We start from the raw sequence: 16,751 nt of genomic DNA on the forward strand, positions 1-16,751 counted from the left end.
GTAGGCCGGGGTGGCCGGCGGAGGCGGCCAGGAGCCGTCGGGAGCCGGGCCGGGCTGGTGGGCGGGGCCGTGGTCCGCCGCGGCGGAGGCCGCCGGGGCCTCGTGGGGCACGGGCGGGAGCGGGGTCGTCGGGGTGTTCCCCCCGGGCGCGGGGCCCTGCGGGGAAGCGGTGGGAGAGGCCATCGGCACGGGAGGTGCGGACGGCGCCGGGGGTACCGCGTTGCCCTCGTTCTCGGTGCTCACAGGTCTTCTCCTCGGTCCACGCCTGTTGTCGTCGGTAGCACTGGTCTGCAGTCAGCTTTTCCCACGGGCCGTCAGAGCACCATAAGCGGTGGCTGTGGGTCCGGCGGCTGTCTTTATATAGGTTTATATAGGATCTATCGAGCAAAGGTTTTCAAAGGTTTTCTCACCTGCGCGCCGCATGCTCCCGTCCACCGCACGGACGCGTCCGCGCGGCCACGTGTACCCGGCGACGGTGGCACCATGACGCGGTGACCCACGCACGACAGCACTCCCTTCAGGTCGTCGCCCACCGCGGCGCCTCCGAGGACGCCCCCGAACACACCCTCGCCGCCTACCGGAAGGCGATCGAGGACGGCGCGGACGCCCTGGAGTGCGACGTACGGCTGACCGCGGACGGCCATCTGGTCTGCGTCCACGACCGGCGGGTGAACCGTACCTCCAACGGCCGCGGCGCGGTGTCCGCGCTGGAGCTGGCCGATCTGGCCGCCCTCGACTTCGGCTCCTGGAAGACGCGCGAGGCCTGGCGCGGGCGGGACGAGGAGCCCGACTGGGAGCACCGTCCGGAGGACCGCGAGGAGACCTCCGTGCTCACCCTGGAGCGGCTGCTGGAGCTGGTCAGGGACGCCGGGCGGCGGGTGGAGCTGGCCATCGAGACCAAGCACCCCACGCGCTGGGCGGGCCAGGTCGAGGAGCGGCTGCTGAGCCTGCTGAAACGGTTCGGGCTGGACGCGCCGGCCTCCGCCGCCGAGTCGCCGGTCCGGGTCATGAGCTTCTCGGCGCGTTCGCTGCACCGCGTGCACGCAGCGGCGCCGACGCTGCCGACGGTGTACCTGATGCAGTTCGTCTCGCCCCGGCTGCGCGACGGCCGGCTGCCCGTGGGTGTGCCCATCGCGGGCCCCTCGATCCGCATCGTGCGCAGCCACCCCGCGTACGTGGAACGGCTGAAGCGGGCCGGCCACCAGGTCCACGTGTGGACCGTGAACGAGCCCGAGGACGTCGATCTCTGCATCGGGCTGGGTGTCGACGCCATCATCACCAACCGCCCGCGCGCGGTGCTGCGGCAACTGGGCCGCTGAGCCGGCCGGCGCCCGTCCGCCCCGGGCGCTCCCGTCACAGGGTGTGCTCCGGCGCGTTCGCTGCGTGTCCACCCGTGTCGAATGCGTCACCGGAAGTGGATTGGCCGGTTTCCGGCACAGGTCAAAAGGGCATCCACTCCGTGGCGTGGGGCGAAGGAGGTCTCGGGGGTGGCGTTGGTGGTGGCACAGGAGGTGCCCACGTCGTCGAGCATGGCCGTACCCCATGGCCCTGCGGGCGTGGGGAAGGCGCGGCACCGGATGCGGGCGCAGCTGCGCAGCGGTGGCGTGTCCGAATCGGTCATCGACGATGCCGTACTGATCCTTTCCGAACTGTTGAGCAACGCCTGCAAGCACGGGCGGCCCCTCGGGGACGCGCCGGCCGGGGACGGGGACGTCCGCGCCGCGTGGCGGGTCGACACGCGCGGGCGGATCGTCGTCGAGGTCACGGACGGCGGCGGACCGACCCGCCCGGCACCGGCCACGCCCTCGGTGACCGCGCACGGCGGTCGCGGGCTGAACATCATCACGGCCCTCGCCGACGACTGGGGCGTCCGGGACGACGTCCAGGGCGAGGTGACCGTCTGGGCGCTGGTCCACGAGGACGTCCACGATCCCGACGCCGGGTGCCGCCGCGACGGTTTCGCTACGCGCGTCACCGGTTCCGCGCCGCTGCCCGGCCTGTCCGGGCTCGACTTCGCGGACGCGTTCGACGACCTGGACTGACCCGCGACGGTTTGCGGGCGGCCTCCCGTCCACCCCGGACGGGCTCACCCACCGGCGTCGAGCGCGCGTACGTTGTCCACAGGTTCCCGTCGGTCATGGTCCGAACGGCTAGGCTCCGGACGTACGAGAAGAGCCGTAACCGGGAGACGCCCACCATGGCCAAAAAGCGACCCCAGACGAAGGCCAAGCCGCAGCTGATCGACGGGGAGATCCCGGTTGTCGGCGCCCGCGAACCCTGCCCGTGCGGCAGCGGCCGGCGCTACAAGGCCTGCCACGGCCGGGCCGCCGCGCACGCCGTGACCGAGCTGGTGCAGCGCCCGTTCGAGGGACTGCCCGGCGAGTGCGACTGGGTCGCCCTGCGCGAGCTGGTCCCGGCCGCGACGGCCGCGCTGACCCTGCGGGGCGGCCTGCCCGAGGGCGTCCCGTCGGTCACCCTGGCCACCGTGCTGCCGATGGCCTGGCCCGCGCTGCGCCGCGACGACGGCTCGGTCCTGCTCGGCCTGCAGAACGACACGGCGTCCGGCGACATCAGCCGCGATCTCGCCGACACGCTGCTGCGCGCGCTGGAGGCCACGCCCGGCACCCCGGTGCAGGGCCGCCGGGCCCCCGCCGACGGTCCGCGCATGCAGGATCTGCTCGATGTGAACGGCCCGTTCGAGCCGGTCGTGCACAGCGGCTTCGAGTTCTGGGTGCCGGACGCGGAGAACGCCGCGCCGGAGGTGGCGGCCTCCCTGGAGCGGGCGAACGCCGCCGCCATCCCGACCGTGAAACTGTCCGGCGTGGACGCCGCGTACTGGTGCGAGACCCCGGAGAAGAACCACCTGCGCTGGGTCATGCCCCACCCCGAGGAGCAGCTTCTGGACGCCCTCGCCCGGTTGCACGCGGCGGGCCGGTCCAGCCTCGGCGAGGGCACCCGGCTCGTGGGCTCCTTCCGTGCTCACGGCCTCACCGTGCCGGTCTGGGACCTGCCGACCGGGGTGACCGCCGACGACGTGGAGAAGCCGGCCGCCGAGTTCGCCGAGCGTCTCGCCGCGGCCCTCGCCGTCCAGGAGCCGCTGACCCCGGACGAGCGCCGGGCGCGTGGCGGCCTGACCAACCGGCAGGTCACGCTCAGCTGACGCCCCGCGCGCGGGTGTCACGGCTGACCGGCCGGTCAGCCGTGACACCAAGCCGTGCGGCAGGTGACTCCTGTCACAACTCCGGGTTCCGACAGGGCGATCGGTGTCCGAATAGCCAACCCGGAATTTGCGAACCGCCGATCTCTTGTTACCGTTCCAGTAGCCCGGTTGCTGGTGCATCCCCCGTCGCCAGCAACCGGGCCTTTCCATGCCCGCGCACGGCGGGCACCACGCGGCCGGCTGCCAACTCCCGTCCGGGCCTCAGGAGTTGCTCCCGGAGCGGAGCAGCAGCGCTCCGTCCGGGCCGCGCTCGGCGAACTCCGTGACGGCCGTGTAGGAGTCCGGGCCGCCCCGGCTGCGCTCGCGCGGCGTCTCACAGGTGGCGGGCTCGTCGTCGGCCCCGGTGGCACAGCGCATCTGCACGGTCCGGTCGCCCGGTCCCATCAGGCTCAGCACGGAGTCCAGCGACCGGCCGGTGGCGTTGCGGTAGTAGGTGCGCGCCCAGGTGTCCGCGCCCCGCGTCAGCACACAGGTCTGCGCCTCGATGCCGTCGGGCGAGGTGAGTTCGGGGCCGCAGCGGGCCGCGGTGACGAGCCCCGGGCCGGGCGGCCGGGTGGAGCGGCGGCCGGTGTCCGGGCGGGACTTGGCGTCACCGTGGGGGGCGGCCGGTGCGGCGGCCCGGCCGGCGTCGCCCGTCTGGCGCGCGGAGGCCACGGCCAGCGGTAGCGCGACCATGGCCACCACGAAGCCCGTGAGGGCGAGCAGACGGAGCTGCCGGGGGTCGGGCTTTCGGTGGTTCCGCCGGCCGCGGTGCGGCCGTGGGGCGCGGTGGCCGCCGGGTTGACGCTGCATATGCGGACGATAACGAGCGAGCGGGGCTCGCCCGCCCCGCCCGCGCCCGACACCCCTACAACTCGGGCGCGCTCACACCCGTACGAGTGAGGGCGTCGACGACGGCGTCCACGACGGCCTCCACATCGGGCACCCAGGGCGCGGAGGATCCGGGCAGCGGCGCCCGCTCCCAGCGGACGGCGCCCTGGCCGGTCTCGGACGGGGGCAGCGCGAGATAGCCGCCCTCCCCGTGGAAGCGCAGGGACCCGGGGACGAAGTCCTTGGCGTAGAGCAGTTCGCCCAGCTGTTCCATGGAGTACGGCTTGACGAGCAGCGCCCAGCGGGTGGGCGAGGCGATCACCGGGCCGAGCCGCATGCCGCGCCGGTCGAGCAGGGCGAGCGCGCGGGAGGCGGCGAGCGCCGGCAGGCTGACCGCGCAGGGCGCCTTGCCCCCGGTGGCCAGGATGACCGGGGCGGCCGGCCGGTTGGTCCACCACCAGCGCACCATGCGCGCGTCGGTGGTGGCGGCGAGCAGGCCGGGGTCGAAGGGGTGCGCACCGGGCACCGAGCACTCCGGGTCGGGGCAGGCGCAGCGGGCCCGCCCCTGCGGGTCCGGCGCCACACCGGGGAGTACCGGCCACTGCCATTCCGTCGCGAAGGTCAGGGCCGCGCCGATCAGTTCAGGCCTGCCGCCGTTCCGCCTGGACAGAAGCCTGCGTCGCCTTCCGAGGATCTCGCGCATGAGCGCTCGTTCCTTTCCGTTGCACCGCTGGCAACACCGTGGACCACATCACACCATGTGTCGATCACTTCACTGGGCGTACCTGTTGGCGCATCACACCCCCGCGCACGGCGGAGGGAACCCCAGGGGGTCGAGCGTTGGCCGCGTCCGCGTCCATAGTGCGTCTATCAAAAGCACGGCTGCGGCGTGGGGGTGGCGAAGTCTGGCGTTTTGCCGTCGCGCGTATTTCTCTCCGCCTCCGCCACGGGAGGATGGGGCTCGGCCGTCGGTGGCTATGACGCCCGGGTCCGTCGCCAGGTTCCGGGTGGCCCCCAACCACCCCTGGCCTTCTCCGAGTACGTACCCATCACGACCGCTGTGACGCTCCGTGGAGCAAGGCCAGTCGACCGCAATGAACCGATACCTAAGGCAGTTTTGAGCCAACTTGGCAGTAAGGCAAGGGGTTCGGGAAAAACCCTCACCAACCTCATGGACACCAGGAATCCTCGCAGGACAATGCTGGACATCCCCTCACGAGTGCGTGTACATGTGGAGACACTGCTAGCGGCGCAGAATGACATGGGGGTTTGCGATGCTTCTGAGCAATACGCACCGGTCTGAAGGCCGGACGCCATGAACGCCCCGCACCCTCCGAAAGTGGCTGGAATCGATCCTACGGTTCCCACGCCCGCACACACTGCCGCCCCCGCCTGCCCCACCTCGGGCCCCGCCCCCGCCGTACCCGCGCCGCACAGTCCGGCCCCCGGCGCCCTGCTCCAGGACCGGCTGGCCGGCTGGGTCTCCGATCTCACCACCCTCCACGAGCTCACCGAGCGCCTCTCCCGCACCAGCGCCCTCGACCCCGCCCTGCACGAACTCCTGCGTGCCGGCGCCGCCCTGGTCGGCGCCCCCCGCGGCCTGGTCGTCCTGGAGCCCGCCGACGGCGACGGTCCCCGCACCACCCTCGGTCTCGGTCTCAACCGCGCCGACCTCGGCCACATGGAGACCGTGCCCCGCCGCGCCCTGCCGTACGACCCGGTCGGCGTCGCCGAGGTCGTCCACCCCGACCTGTTCGCCGAGGACGGCCTGGACCCGCGCCACCGCGAGGTGGCCGCCCGCCTCGGGTACGCCGCCAGCTACGCCCTCCCGCTCGCCACCGAGTCCGCCGGCCGCCTCGGCTCCGTCGTCTGGTTCTACGACGAACCGGCCGAGCCGCACGAACGCCGGCGTCACCTCGCCGGCCTGTACGTCCGGCACGCCACCGAACACCTCGCCCGGCTGCTGGAGGTGGAGCGCACGCGCGCGTGCATGGCGACGCTCACCGGCGAACTGCTGCCCGCCCGGCTGCCCCGGGTGGCCGGCGTCCAGCTCGCCGCCCGCCACCGCACCGGCCCGCGCGGCGGCGGCGACTGGTACGACGCCCTGCCGCTGCCGGAGGCCGCCCTCGGCCTCTCGGTCGGCTCGGTCACCGGCTGCGGGCCGAGCGCGGTGGCCGCCATGGGCCGGCTGCGCGCCTCGCTGCGCGCGTACGCCGTGATGGAGGGCGAGGACCCGGTCGCCGTCCTGTCCGACCTGGAGCTGCTGCTGCGGCTGACCGAGCCGGCCCGTTCGGCCACCGCGCCGTTCGCCTACTGCGAGCCCGCCGTGCGCCGGGTCACCCTGGCCGGTGCCGGGCACAGCCCGCCGCTGGTGACCGGCGAGCGGCGCACCGAGTTCGCCGAGACCTCCGTCTCCGCGCCGCTCGGCATGCTCGCCTGCTGGGAGGCGCCCAGCGTGGAGATCCAGGCGGAGCCCGGGGAGACGGTCCTGCTCTACACCGACGGGCTGCTGCACCGTACCGGCGACCCGATGGACCGGGCCTTCGCCCGGCTGCACGCCGCCGCCGCGGGCGTCCCGCGCGCGGTGCGGCAGGATCCGGGAGCCGTCGCCGACCACGTCCTGCGCGCGGTCCTGCCGGACGGCCTGGACGCGGCCGACGACGAGGAGGACGTGGTCCTGCTCGCGGCCCGCTTCGACTGAGCCCCGCGTCCCGGGCCTGGCATGACCGGGCATAGCAGGTCATCCGGCCCCGCCCGCTCCCGGTACGACCGTACGATGATGGAGGTCCCCGCTCGGCCACAAGCAGGAGCGTCGCGGGCCCCGGGGGAGATCAATGGCGTATCGAGGAGGATCACGTGTCCGACGAGCTCAACCCGGCTGTGCCCGACTCCGCTACCGCGGAGGGCCCGGAGGCCGAGGCCGAGGAGACCGTCAAGCAGCGGAAGAACGGCCTGTACCCGGGCGTCTCCGACGAGCTGGCCGAGAACATGAAGTCCGGCTGGGCCGACACGGAGCTGCGTGACCTGGAGCCGATCCCGCAGGCCGCCGAGACCGCGCGCCGCCGCGCCGCGCTCTCCGCCCGCTTCCCGGGCGAGCGCCTGGTGATCCCCGCGGGCAACCTGAAGACCCGCTCGAACGACACCGAGTACCCCTTCCGCGCCTCCGTCGAGTACGCGTACCTCACCGGCAACCAGACCGAGGACGGCGTCCTGGTGCTGGAGCCCGAGGGCGACGGCCACGAGGCCACCCTCTACCTGCTGCCCCGCTCCAACCGCGAGAACGGCGAGTTCTGGCTCTCCGGCCAGGGCGAGCTGTGGGTCGGCCGCCGGCACTCCCTCGCCGAGTCCGAGGCGCTGTACGGCATCAAGGCCGCGGACGTCCGCGAGCTGGCCGACGCGCTGCGCGAGGCCACCGGCCCGGTCCGCGTGGTGCGCGGCCACGACGCCGGCATCGAGGCCGCGCTCACCGACAAGGTCACCGCCGAGCGCGACGAGGAACTGCGCGTCTTCCTCTCCGAGATGCGGCTCGTGAAGGACGCGTTCGAGATCGGCGAGCTGCAGAAGGCCGTCGACTCCACGGTCCGCGGCTTCGAGGACGTCGTGAAGGTCCTCGACAAGGCCGAGGCGACGAGCGAGCGCTACATCGAGGGCACGTTCTTCCTCCGCGCGCGCGTGGAGGGCAACGACGTCGGCTACGGCTCCATCTGCGCGGCCGGCCCGCACGCCTGCACCCTGCACTGGGTCCGCAACGACGGCCCGGTCCGCTCCGGCGACCTGCTGCTGCTCGACGCCGGCGTGGAGACCCACACCCTCTACACCGCCGACGTCACGCGTACGCTCCCGGTCAACGGCAGGTACAGCGAGATCCAGAAGAAGATCTACGACGCCGTGTACGAGGCCCAGGAGGCCGGTATCGCGGCCGTGAAGCCGGGCGCCAAGTACCGCGACTTCCACGACGCGGCGCAGCGAGTGCTGGCCGAGAGGCTCGTCGAGTGGGGCCTGGTCGAGGGCCCGGTCGAGCGGGTCCTGGAGCTGGGCCTCCAGCGCCGCTGGACCCTGCACGGCACCGGGCACATGCTCGGCATGGACGTCCACGACTGCGCCGCCGCGCGGACCGAGACGTACGTGGACGGCACGCTGGAGCCGGGCATGGTGCTCACCGTCGAGCCGGGGCTGTACTTCCAGGCCGACGACCTGACCGTGCCGGAGGAGTACCGGGGCATCGGCGTCCGGATCGAGGACGACATCCTCGTGACGGAGGACGGCAACCGGAACCTGAGCGCCGCGCTGCCCCGGCGGTCGGACGAGGTCGAATCCTGGATGGCCTCCCTGAAGGGCTGATCTGCGTTTGAATGGCCGGGTACCGGGGAGGTGCCCGGCCCTTTCTGGTTCGTCACGTTGGGGGGATCGTGGACGGCTTCTGGTCCGGTTTCGGTGTGGATCTGCACCTCGAACCCGACTCGGTGGACGGCCGCCGGGCAGGGCTCGAACGAGCCCTCAGGGACGCCGTACGGGACGGGCGGCTCACGCCCGGCACCCGGCTGCCCGCCACCCGGCGGCTCGCGGCCGAGCTCGGGATCTCGCGCGGCACCGCGAAGGCCGCCTACGACCAGTTGGTCGCCGAGGGGTATCTGACGGCACGGCAGGGCTCGGGCACCCGGGTCGCCGAGCTGCCGGCCGTGCAGGCGGAGGAGCCGGGGGCGGACACGCGCGCGCGTGCGCCGCGTCTCGATCTGCGTCCCGGCAGCCCGGACGTCGGCGCGTTCCCGGCGGCGGCCTGGCTGCGCGCGCTGCGCCGCGCCATAGCGACGGCGCCCTCGCTGGCGTACGACTACGGCGACCCGCGGGGCCGGATCGAGCTGCGCACCGCGCTCTCCGGCTATCTGGGGCGGGCGCGCGGGGTGCTGGCGCCGCCGGAGCGGATCGTCATCACCTCGGGCTACGTGCAGGGTCTGGCGCTGCTCACGCGGGTGCTGGACGGCGCCGCCGTCGCCATGGAGGACCCCGGGCTGCCCTTCCACCGGGAGGTGGTGCGGCACAACGGCGGAACGGTCCTGCCGGCGCCGGTCGACGCGCGCGGGGTGCGCCCCGAGGAGCTGGGCGAGGCGGCGGCCGTGGTGGTCACGCCGGCCCACCAGTACCCGACCGGGGTGACCCTGCACCCCGAGCGGCGCCGGGCGCTCACCGACTGGGCACGCGCGCGGGGCGGGCTGATCGTGGAGGACGACTACGACGGCGAGTTCCGCTACGACCGCCAGCCCGTGGGCGCGGTGCAGGGGATGGCGCCGGGCCAGGTGGTGTACCTGGGCACCGCCTCCAAGACCCTGGGCCCGGCGCTGCGGCTCGGCTGGATGGTGCTGCCGCCGCACCTGGTCGACGCGGTCGCCGACGCGAAGCTGCACAGCGACCACCACACCGAGACCATCGGCCAGCTCGCGCTCGCCGAGCTGATCGACAGCCACGCCTACGACCGCCATGTGCGCGCGTGCCGGCTGCGCTACCGGCGGCGCCGGGACCAGTTGCTGGACCGGCTGGGGGCGCGCCGGAGCGTGCGCGGGATCGCGGCCGGGCTGCACGCGCTGATCGAGGTGCCGGACGAGGCCGCGGTCCTCGCCCGCGCGGAGGCGGAGGGGCTGGCGCTGGGCGCCCTCGGCGACCACTGGCACACCCCGGGCCCCGGACGGCCCCAGGGCCTGGTCGTCGGCTACGGCACCCCCAGGGAGCGGGTGTACCCGGAGGCCCTGGAGACCCTCGCGAAGGTCCTCGGACAGCTCGGCGGCACCGGCAGGCCGGCCGCTAGGCCGTGAGGAGCGACGGGTCCTTGCGCCATTTGAGGATCTTGTCGAAGCTGACCACCGTGCCGCCCCGGCCGGGCTTCGGGCCGATGTGGACGTGGTCGGCCAGTTCCCGGATCAGACACAGACCGCGGCCGTGCTCGGCGTCGGGGCGGGCCGGCCGGAGGTCCTGCGGGCGGATGATCCCGGGACCGGAATCGGTCACTTCGATACGGCACTTCTCCCCGTCGAGATAGGCGGTCACCCGGTACGCCTCCGAGGCGCCGCGGCCGGTGTCGCCACCGTGCTCGACGGCGTTCGCGCAGGCCTCGCTCAGGGCGACGGACAGGTCGTAGGAGATCTCCGGGTCGACCCCCGCCGTCTCCATCGTGCCGATCAGCAGCCGCCGGGCGAGCGGCACGCTGGCGGCCTCGCGCCGCAGATGGAGTGACCACCAGATGCTCATGCTCCAGCCTCCTGGCCGCGGCTCGACATACCGTTACGTATTGCCGCCCGTAGGCGACCGTAAGCACTCCGTCGACGTGACTCCGCCCATACGGCCGATGCGCCGGGGGAGGAATCGGTGTATGAGGGACGCCTCAGGCGCCCTGCCGTACACGCGCGGTAAGGGCAGTGCGATGATGACCCAGCCATGACTGCCCCCCACCCGCGCACGGCGCACCCCGGAGCCGGGCTCCGGATCCTGCGGGCCGCGGTGTTCGCCGCGGTCTGCGTCGCGCTGGCCGCGGGCGGGCACTCCCTGGCCTCCTGCGCGCGGGTGCCGCTGTGGACGCTCGGCGCGGGCTTCCTCGGCGCCCTGCTGCTCGTGGCACCGCTCACCGGGCGGGCCCGCTCACTGCCGGGCATCGCCGTGCTCCTCGCCCTCGGCCAGACCGCGCTGCACACGCTGTTCGGCCTGGGCCAGCACGGGGCGACGGCGGGCTCCGCCCTGATGCCGATGGGCTCCATGGGACCGGCCGGGGGGCCGACGGGCGCCGTGCTGAGCGACAGCGCGCTGGTCGAGCGGGCCGCCCGGCTCGTGTGCGGCTCGACCGCCGCGTCCCTCACCCCGGGGCACGCCTTCCGCCTGCTGCTCGACGCGCGGCTCATCGACCGCGCCGGCCGGCCGACGTCCGCCCTGGGCACCTTCGAGCACGCCCACGACGCCACCGGCGCCTCGGCCGGTCTGCTGCCCTCGCTGCCGATGCTGCTCGGCCACGTACTCGCGGCCGTCGCCGCCGGCTGGCTGCTGCGCCGCGGTGATCTCGCGGTGCTGCGGCTGATCGAGCTATCGGCGCATGGAGTCGCGGAGGGGGCGCTCGTACGGTCCCTGCGCGCGGCTCTCGCGCTGACGCGCGCCCTGTGCGCCGGGCTGCTGCCCGCCACCGGGCCCGGCCCGCGCGGCCCGCGCCCCGGCCGGGACGAGGCACCGGCCCCGCCCACCGCCGTACTCCAGCACTCGGTGATCCGGCGCGGCCCGCCCGCCGCCGCCCTCCTCCTCGCCGCCTGACGCGGCCACCGCTCCCCCGACACGGACCCGGTGCGCCGCCGACGCGCGGCACGCGCGCGTGCGCCTTCTTCCGAGCCGTACGGCCTTTTCCCACGCCGTACCGCCACATCACCGGTCGCGTGCGCGTATCCCTCTTCACCACCGGTTCTCACTCAGAGTGGAGTGCTTCCTTCCATGAAGGCTTCTCGTCTCGCCGCCGCCGCCGCTGTCGCGGGTACGGCCGTCCTTGCCCTGTCCGCCCCCGCCTTCGCGCACGTCTCCGTGCAGCCGGAGGGCCCCGCGGCCAAGGGCGGCTACGCGGTCGTCGACTTCAAGGTCCCGAACGAGCGTGACAACGCCTCGACCACCAAGGTCGAGGTGAACTTCCCGGCCGACCACCCGATCGCCTCGGTGATGCCGGAGTCGATCCCGGGCTGGAAGATCGACGTCACGAAGTCCAAGCTGGCCAAGCCCCTGACCGTGCACGACGAGAAGATCGACGAGGCCGTCACCAAGGTCACCTGGACCGCCGACGGCAAGGGCATCGAGCCCGGCTACTTCCAGAAGTTCCCGCTCTCCCTGGGCGCGCTGCCCGAGAACACCGACCAGCTGGTGTTCAAGGCGATCCAGACGTACTCCAACAAGGAGGTCGTGCGCTGGATCGAGGTGCCGCAGGAGGGCCAGGACGAGCCGGAGAACCCCGCCCCGGTCCTGGAGCTGTCCGCCGCCACCGACGACCACCACGGCACGTCGAGCGCCGAGAACACCGCCGGGAAGACCGAGAAGACGGCCGCCGCCCAGGACTCCGGCGACGGCAGTGACACCACCGCGCGCGTGCTCGGCGTGGTCGGCATCGTCGTCGGCGTCGCGGGCGTGGCCTACGGCGTCCTCGCGGGCCGCCGCCGCACCGCCGCCTGAGCACTTCGTTCCGCAGCGCGCACCGGGGCCGGGCGGCCCCGCACCCGGCCCGTCGTACGGTCCCGGTGCGCGCCGGATCATCTACATCTGGGACATTTCTCTATGCGCAAGAAGACGTTCACCGCGGCCGTGCTGCTCGCCGCCGCCGGCCTGACCCTCTCCGCCTGCGGCAACGACGACGCCGGCAAGCCTCCGGTCGCCGTGGTCTCGGGAGGATCGGACGCGGGCAAGGCCGCCACCGTGCTGGACCAGCCGTTCGACAAGCCGGACCTGGTCCTCACCGACACCCACGGCAAGAAGTACGACCTCCGCAAGGAGACCCACGGACACCCGACCCTGGTCTACTTCGGCTACACGCACTGCCCCGACATCTGCCCGACGACGATGAGCAACATCGCCGTCGCCAAGAAGGCGCTGCCCAAGGCGGAGCAGGACGACCTCCGGGTCGTGTTCGTCACCACCGACCCCGGCCGCGACACCCCCGCCGAACTGGGCAAGTGGCTCAAGGGCATCGACCCGCAGTTCATCGGCCTGACCGGCGACTTCGCCAGGATCCAGGCGGGCGCCCGGTCCGTCGGCATCTCCGTGGAGCCGACGACGAAGGACAAGAACGGCAAGCTGGTCTCCGTCCACGGCACCCAGGTCGTCGCCTTCTCGCCGAAGACCGACGCCGGGTACGTCCTCTACGGCGAGGACACCACGGTCGACGACTACACCAAGGACCTGCCCAAGCTCGTCCAGGGAGCCAACCCGTGAGGCGCCGTGCCGCCGTGCTGACCGCGGGCGCGCTCGCCGGGGCCCTCGCCCTCACCGGTTGCTCCGGGTCCGGCACGGGCCCGGACAAGGCCGAGCTGTCCGTCGGCTCCCCGTACATGCCCCAGCCGGTCTCCGCCGACATGGCCGCCGGATTCCTGACGATCACCAACAAGGGCGGTGCCGGGGACGAGCTGACGTCGGTCACCAGTGACGTAGCCGGCGAGGTGACCATGCACAGCACGGTCGGCGGCGCCATGGCGGAGAAGTCCTCCTTCGCGATACCGGCCCATGGACGGCTGGTGTTCAAGAGCGGTGGCAACCATCTGATGTTCGAGAAGCTGAAGCGCGCGCCGAAGGAGGGCCAGACGGTCACCGTGCGGCTCCGCTTCAGCAAGTCCGGTCCGCTCACCGTCCGGATGCCCGTCAAGTCCGCCACGTACAACCCGTCGACCGGCCACTGAGGGAGGGACCACCGTGACCCGGACCATCGCCCCCCGCGTGCGGATCCTGGTGCTGCTGTTCATCGCCGTCACCGGCGCGCTGCTGGCGGGCGCCGGACCGGCCTCCGCCCACGCGGCGCTGACCGGCAGCGACCCCGCGCAGGGGGTGGTGGCCGACAAGGCGCCCACCCAGGTGTCGCTCACCTTCTCCGAGAAGGTCGCGCTGAACGACGACTCCCTGCGCGTCCTCGACCCGAAGGGCAAGCCGGTCCAGACCGGCAGCCCGGCCAACGTGAGCGGGACGACGTACGCCGTGAAGCTCAAGAGCGGCCTGGCCAAGGGCACGTACACCGTCACCTACCAGGTCGTCTCCGCGGACAGCCACCCCGTCGCCGGCGCCTACACCTTCTCCATCGGGGCACCCTCGCAGACCGTCGTCTCCGGCACCGGCCCGGTCGCCGGCGGCGGGGTCGTGGGCGGTCTCTACGCGTTCGGGCGCTATGTGTCGTACGCCGGTTTCATCGTGCTCGCCGGCGGCGCGGCCTTCGTGCTCGCCTGCTGGCGGCGCGGCGCGGGCGTACGGCCCCTGCAACGGCTGGTCGTCGGCGGCTGGGTCGCGCTGACCGCGGCCACCCTGTGGCTGCTGCTCCTGCGCGGCGCCTACACCACCTCCGGGAAGTTCGCCGACGTCTTCGACCTCGACCTGCTCGGCCAGGTGCTCCAGACGAAGACCGGTGCCGCGCTGGTCTCCCGGCTGCTGCTGCTCGCCGCCGCCGCGCTGTTCGTCGCCGTCCTCTTCGGCGCCTATACCCGGCGCGAGGAGGGCGAGGAGAAGCGCGACCTGACCTTCGGGCTCAGCGTCGGCGGGGTGGTCGTCGCGGCCGGGCTCGCGACCAGCTGGGCCATGGCCGAGCACGCCTCCACCGGGCTCCAGCCGGGGATCGCCATGCCGGTCGACGTCGTCCACCTGCTGGCCGTCGCCGCCTGGCTCGGCGGCCTCACCGCCCTGCTGACCGCCCTGTACCGGGCGCCTGCCGAGACCCCGGTCGAGGCCGCCGCCGTCCGGCGCTTCTCCCGGGTGGCCTTCGGCAGTGTCCTGGCCCTCGTCGTCACCGGCGTCTACCAGTCCTGGCGGCAGCTCGGCTCCTGGTCGGCGTTCACCGAGACCCGGTACGGACAGCTGCTGCTGGTCAAGATCGGGCTGGTGGCGGTGCTGGTCGGCATCGCGGCCGTGTCCCGGCGGTGGACGGGCCGGCTCACGGACCCGGTCGTGCGCACCGGGAAGGCGAAGAAGGGGCAGGCTCGGCAGGCCCAGGCACAAAAGGTGACCGCGTCCAGCGGCAAGGCGACCGGCGAGGCCAAGGGCTCCGGTGCCGGGGCCTCCCAGCGCGCCGCCCAGCTCGCCCGGCAGCGCGCGGCCGTCGACGCCGCGCGGGAGAAGCGGCTGCGGGACGGCGACCCGAACCGCTTCGGCCTGCGCCGCTCGGTGCTCGCCGAAGCCGGCGTCGCCATCGTGCTGCTCGCCGTCACCACCGCCCTGACCCAGACCGAGCCGGGCCGCACCGAGCAGGAGGCCAAGGCGGCCACCTCCACGTCGGCGGACTCCGGCACCTCGGCGGCGTCCGGAGCGCTCACCGTGGACATGCCCTTCGACACCGGCGGCCCCGACGGCAAGGGCGTCGTCAGCGTCGACCTCGACCCCGCGCGCGTGGGCGGCAACGAGATGCACGTCTACGTCCAGCGCCCCAACGGCCGGGCCTTCGACGTCCCGGAGGTGAAGGTCGCCTTCACCCTGGAGACGAAGAAGATCGGCCCGCTTCCCGTGAACCCCGACCACATCGCCACCGGCCACTGGTCGGCGAACGGCGTGCAGATCCCCATGGCCGGCGACTGGAAGATCGCCGTCACGGTCCGCACCTCCGACATCGACCAGGTGACCGTCTCCAAGAACGCGCAGATCGGCTGAACCACACCATGCCCGACCAGTCCATCCCTCACGCCCGTACGCCCGACGCGCCGACGGCGGAGCCCGTGTCCGGGACGAGCGGCATCTCGCGGCGCGCCCTGCTCGGCACCGCCGGCGCCACCGGGCTCGTGCTCGGCGCGGCCGGCGGGGCCGTGGGTTATGCCTCCGCGCCCGCCGAGGCCACTCCGCTCACCTCGGTGGGCGCGGGGAGGGTGATGTTTCACGGGAAACATCAGCCCGGCATCACCGACGGCCTCCAGGCGCGCGGTCACCTCGTGGCCTTCGACCTGGCGGCGGGCGCGGGCCGCAAGGAGGCGGCGGCCCTGCTGCGCCGCTGGTCCACGACCGCCGAGCGGCTGATGGCGGGCGAGGCGACCCCGCACGGCGACACCGATGTGGCCCGGGACGCGGGACCCTCCTCGCTGACCATCACCTTCGGCTTCGGATACAGCTTCTTCGCCAGGACGGGCCTGGAGAAGCAGCGGCCCGGCGCGCTCGACCCGCTGCCGGACTTCTCCTCGGACCACCTGGACAGGTCCCGCAGCGACGGCGATCTGTGGGTGCAGATCGGTGCGAACGACGCCCTGGTCGCCTTCCACGCCCTGCGCGCGATCCAGAAGGACGCGGGCTCGGCCGCACGGGTGCGCTGGCAGATGAACGGCTTCAACCGCAGCCCGGGCGCCACCGCCCACCCCATGACCGCCCGCAACCTCATGGGCCAGCTCGACGGCACCCGCAATCCGAAGCCCGCGGACCCCGATTTCGATCAGCGGATCTTCGTGCCGGCCTCGGGCGAGCCCGGGTGGATGGCCCACGGCTCCTACGCCGTCGTACGCCGCATCCGCATGCTCCTGGACGACTGGGAGAAGCTGTCGCTCGCCGCCCAGGAGCGGGTCATCGGGCGCCGCAAGGCCGACGGGGCGCCGCTGTCCGGCGGCGACGAGACGACCCCGATGGACCTGGAGAAGACCGACGCCCACGGCGACTACGTCGTCCCGCTCACCGCACACGCCCGGATCACCCGGCCCGACGAGAACGGCGGCGCGGCCATGCTGCGGCGCCCGTTCTCCTACCACGACGGCGTCGACACCGACGGAACGCCCGACGCCGGTCTCCTCTTCATCTGCTGGCAGGCGGACCCGCTGCGCGGCTTCGTCCCGGTGCAGCGCAAGCTCGACCGGGGCGACGCGCTGTCGAAGTACATCCGGCACGAGGCGAGCGGCCTGTTCGCGGTGCCGGGCGGGGCGGCCGAGGGGGAGTACGTGGGACAGCGGCTGCTGGAGGGGTGAACCACGGGGAACCCGGCGTGTGCGGGGCGATCCGGGTTCAAACCACCCGGTCGGGTGGTCGTCGTGAGACGCGTCAGCCGTCCGGCCCT

15 protein-coding genes and 1 pseudogene are annotated in these 16,751 nt (G+C 73.3%); 12 read left to right on the forward strand and 4 right to left on the reverse strand.

Translation table 11 applies throughout. The annotated features are described in order from the left end of the window. Positions 1 to 243 (reverse strand): annotated as a pseudogene (locus ABZV94_RS00005) (protease); the annotation flags it as partial. Positions 244 to 491: 248 nt separating this feature from the next. On the opposite strand from ABZV94_RS00005, the gene ABZV94_RS00010 reads away from it, so the two are divergent. The 3 genes from ABZV94_RS00010 to ABZV94_RS00020 all read left to right on the forward strand — a co-directional run bounded on the left by ABZV94_RS00010 (position 492) and on the right by ABZV94_RS00020 (position 3,160). Further along, positions 492 to 1,319 carry a glycerophosphodiester phosphodiesterase gene (locus ABZV94_RS00010; protein ID WP_356335484.1) on the forward strand — a complete coding sequence of 276 codons (828 nt, stop codon included), beginning with the start codon at positions 492 to 494 and terminating at the stop codon, positions 1,317 to 1,319. An 81-nt stretch (positions 1,320 to 1,400) separates the two neighbouring features. Further along, positions 1,401 to 2,042 (forward strand): ATP-binding protein, encoded by a 642-nt coding sequence (locus ABZV94_RS00015; RefSeq protein ID WP_356335486.1) that lies wholly within the window; start codon positions 1,401 to 1,403, stop codon positions 2,040 to 2,042. A 155-nt stretch (positions 2,043 to 2,197) separates the two neighbouring features. Next, on the forward strand, positions 2,198 to 3,160 hold the full coding sequence (locus ABZV94_RS00020) for a DUF5926 family protein (protein WP_356335488.1): 963 nt from the start codon (positions 2,198 to 2,200) through the stop codon (positions 3,158 to 3,160). A 261-nt stretch (positions 3,161 to 3,421) separates the two neighbouring features. Here ABZV94_RS00020 and ABZV94_RS00025 read toward each other — a convergent pair whose 3' ends face one another. Together ABZV94_RS00025 and ABZV94_RS00030 are read right to left on the reverse strand one after the other, a co-directional pair. After that, positions 3,422 to 3,895 carry a hypothetical protein gene (locus ABZV94_RS00025; protein ID WP_356335952.1) on the reverse strand — a complete coding sequence of 158 codons (474 nt, stop codon included), beginning with the start codon at positions 3,893 to 3,895 and terminating at the stop codon, positions 3,422 to 3,424. A 172-nt stretch (positions 3,896 to 4,067) separates the two neighbouring features. Beyond that, positions 4,068 to 4,733: a bifunctional DNA primase/polymerase gene (locus ABZV94_RS00030; RefSeq protein ID WP_356335490.1), complete on the reverse strand. Its 666-nt coding sequence runs from the start codon at positions 4,731 to 4,733 to the stop codon at positions 4,068 to 4,070. Between the two features lie 612 nt (positions 4,734 to 5,345). On the opposite strand from ABZV94_RS00030, the gene ABZV94_RS00035 reads away from it, so the two are divergent. The 3 genes from ABZV94_RS00035 (at position 5,346) to ABZV94_RS00045 (ending at position 9,837) form a co-directional block, all read left to right on the forward strand. Continuing rightward, complete coding sequence (locus tag ABZV94_RS00035) at positions 5,346 to 6,731, forward strand: PP2C family protein-serine/threonine phosphatase (protein WP_356335492.1); 1,386 nt, start codon at positions 5,346 to 5,348, stop codon at positions 6,729 to 6,731. A gap of 155 nt (positions 6,732 to 6,886) precedes the next feature. Next, positions 6,887 to 8,371 carry an aminopeptidase P family protein gene (locus ABZV94_RS00040; protein ID WP_356335494.1) on the forward strand — a complete coding sequence of 495 codons (1,485 nt, stop codon included), beginning with the start codon at positions 6,887 to 6,889 and terminating at the stop codon, positions 8,369 to 8,371. A gap of 68 nt (positions 8,372 to 8,439) precedes the next feature. Beyond that, the gene (locus tag ABZV94_RS00045; RefSeq protein WP_356335496.1) at positions 8,440 to 9,837 is read left to right on the forward strand and encodes a PLP-dependent aminotransferase family protein; all 1,398 of its coding nucleotides are present in this window, start codon (positions 8,440 to 8,442) and stop codon (positions 9,835 to 9,837) included. Here the strand turns inward: ABZV94_RS00045 and ABZV94_RS00050 are convergent. Then, positions 9,827 to 10,270 carry an ATP-binding protein gene (locus ABZV94_RS00050; protein WP_356335498.1) on the reverse strand — a complete coding sequence of 148 codons (444 nt, stop codon included), beginning with the start codon at positions 10,268 to 10,270 and terminating at the stop codon, positions 9,827 to 9,829. The two genes, ABZV94_RS00045 and ABZV94_RS00050, sit on opposite strands and share 11 nt — an antisense overlap. A gap of 186 nt (positions 10,271 to 10,456) precedes the next feature. Between ABZV94_RS00050 and ABZV94_RS00055 the strand changes: the two genes are divergently transcribed. The 6 genes from ABZV94_RS00055 to efeB all read left to right on the forward strand — a co-directional run bounded on the left by ABZV94_RS00055 (position 10,457) and on the right by efeB (position 16,662). Further along, positions 10,457 to 11,314: a hypothetical protein gene (locus tag ABZV94_RS00055; RefSeq protein WP_356335500.1), complete on the forward strand. Its 858-nt coding sequence runs from the start codon at positions 10,457 to 10,459 to the stop codon at positions 11,312 to 11,314. 174 nt (positions 11,315 to 11,488) lie between these two features. Further along, the gene (locus ABZV94_RS00060) at positions 11,489 to 12,211 is read left to right on the forward strand and encodes a YcnI family protein (protein WP_356335502.1); all 723 of its coding nucleotides are present in this window, start codon (positions 11,489 to 11,491) and stop codon (positions 12,209 to 12,211) included. A gap of 102 nt (positions 12,212 to 12,313) precedes the next feature. Next, positions 12,314 to 12,967 (forward strand): SCO family protein, encoded by a 654-nt coding sequence (locus tag ABZV94_RS00065; RefSeq protein ID WP_356335504.1) that lies wholly within the window; start codon positions 12,314 to 12,316, stop codon positions 12,965 to 12,967. Further along, positions 12,964 to 13,428 carry a copper chaperone PCu(A)C gene (locus ABZV94_RS00070; RefSeq protein WP_356335506.1) on the forward strand — a complete coding sequence of 155 codons (465 nt, stop codon included), beginning with the start codon at positions 12,964 to 12,966 and terminating at the stop codon, positions 13,426 to 13,428. The genes ABZV94_RS00065 and ABZV94_RS00070 overlap by 4 nt, the downstream gene beginning before the upstream one ends. A gap of 13 nt (positions 13,429 to 13,441) precedes the next feature. Next, positions 13,442 to 15,373, forward strand: a complete 1,932-nt coding sequence (locus ABZV94_RS00075; protein WP_356335508.1) for a copper resistance protein CopC — start codon at positions 13,442 to 13,444, stop codon at positions 15,371 to 15,373. A gap of 8 nt (positions 15,374 to 15,381) precedes the next feature. After that, positions 15,382 to 16,662, forward strand: a complete 1,281-nt coding sequence (efeB, locus tag ABZV94_RS00080) for an iron uptake transporter deferrochelatase/peroxidase subunit (protein ID WP_356335511.1) — start codon at positions 15,382 to 15,384, stop codon at positions 16,660 to 16,662. The last annotated feature ends 89 nt before the right edge of the window (positions 16,663 to 16,751 follow it).

Source organism: Streptomyces sp. NPDC004658 (assembly GCF_040609555.1).
GTDB lineage: Bacteria > Actinomycetota > Actinomycetes > Streptomycetales > Streptomycetaceae > Streptomyces.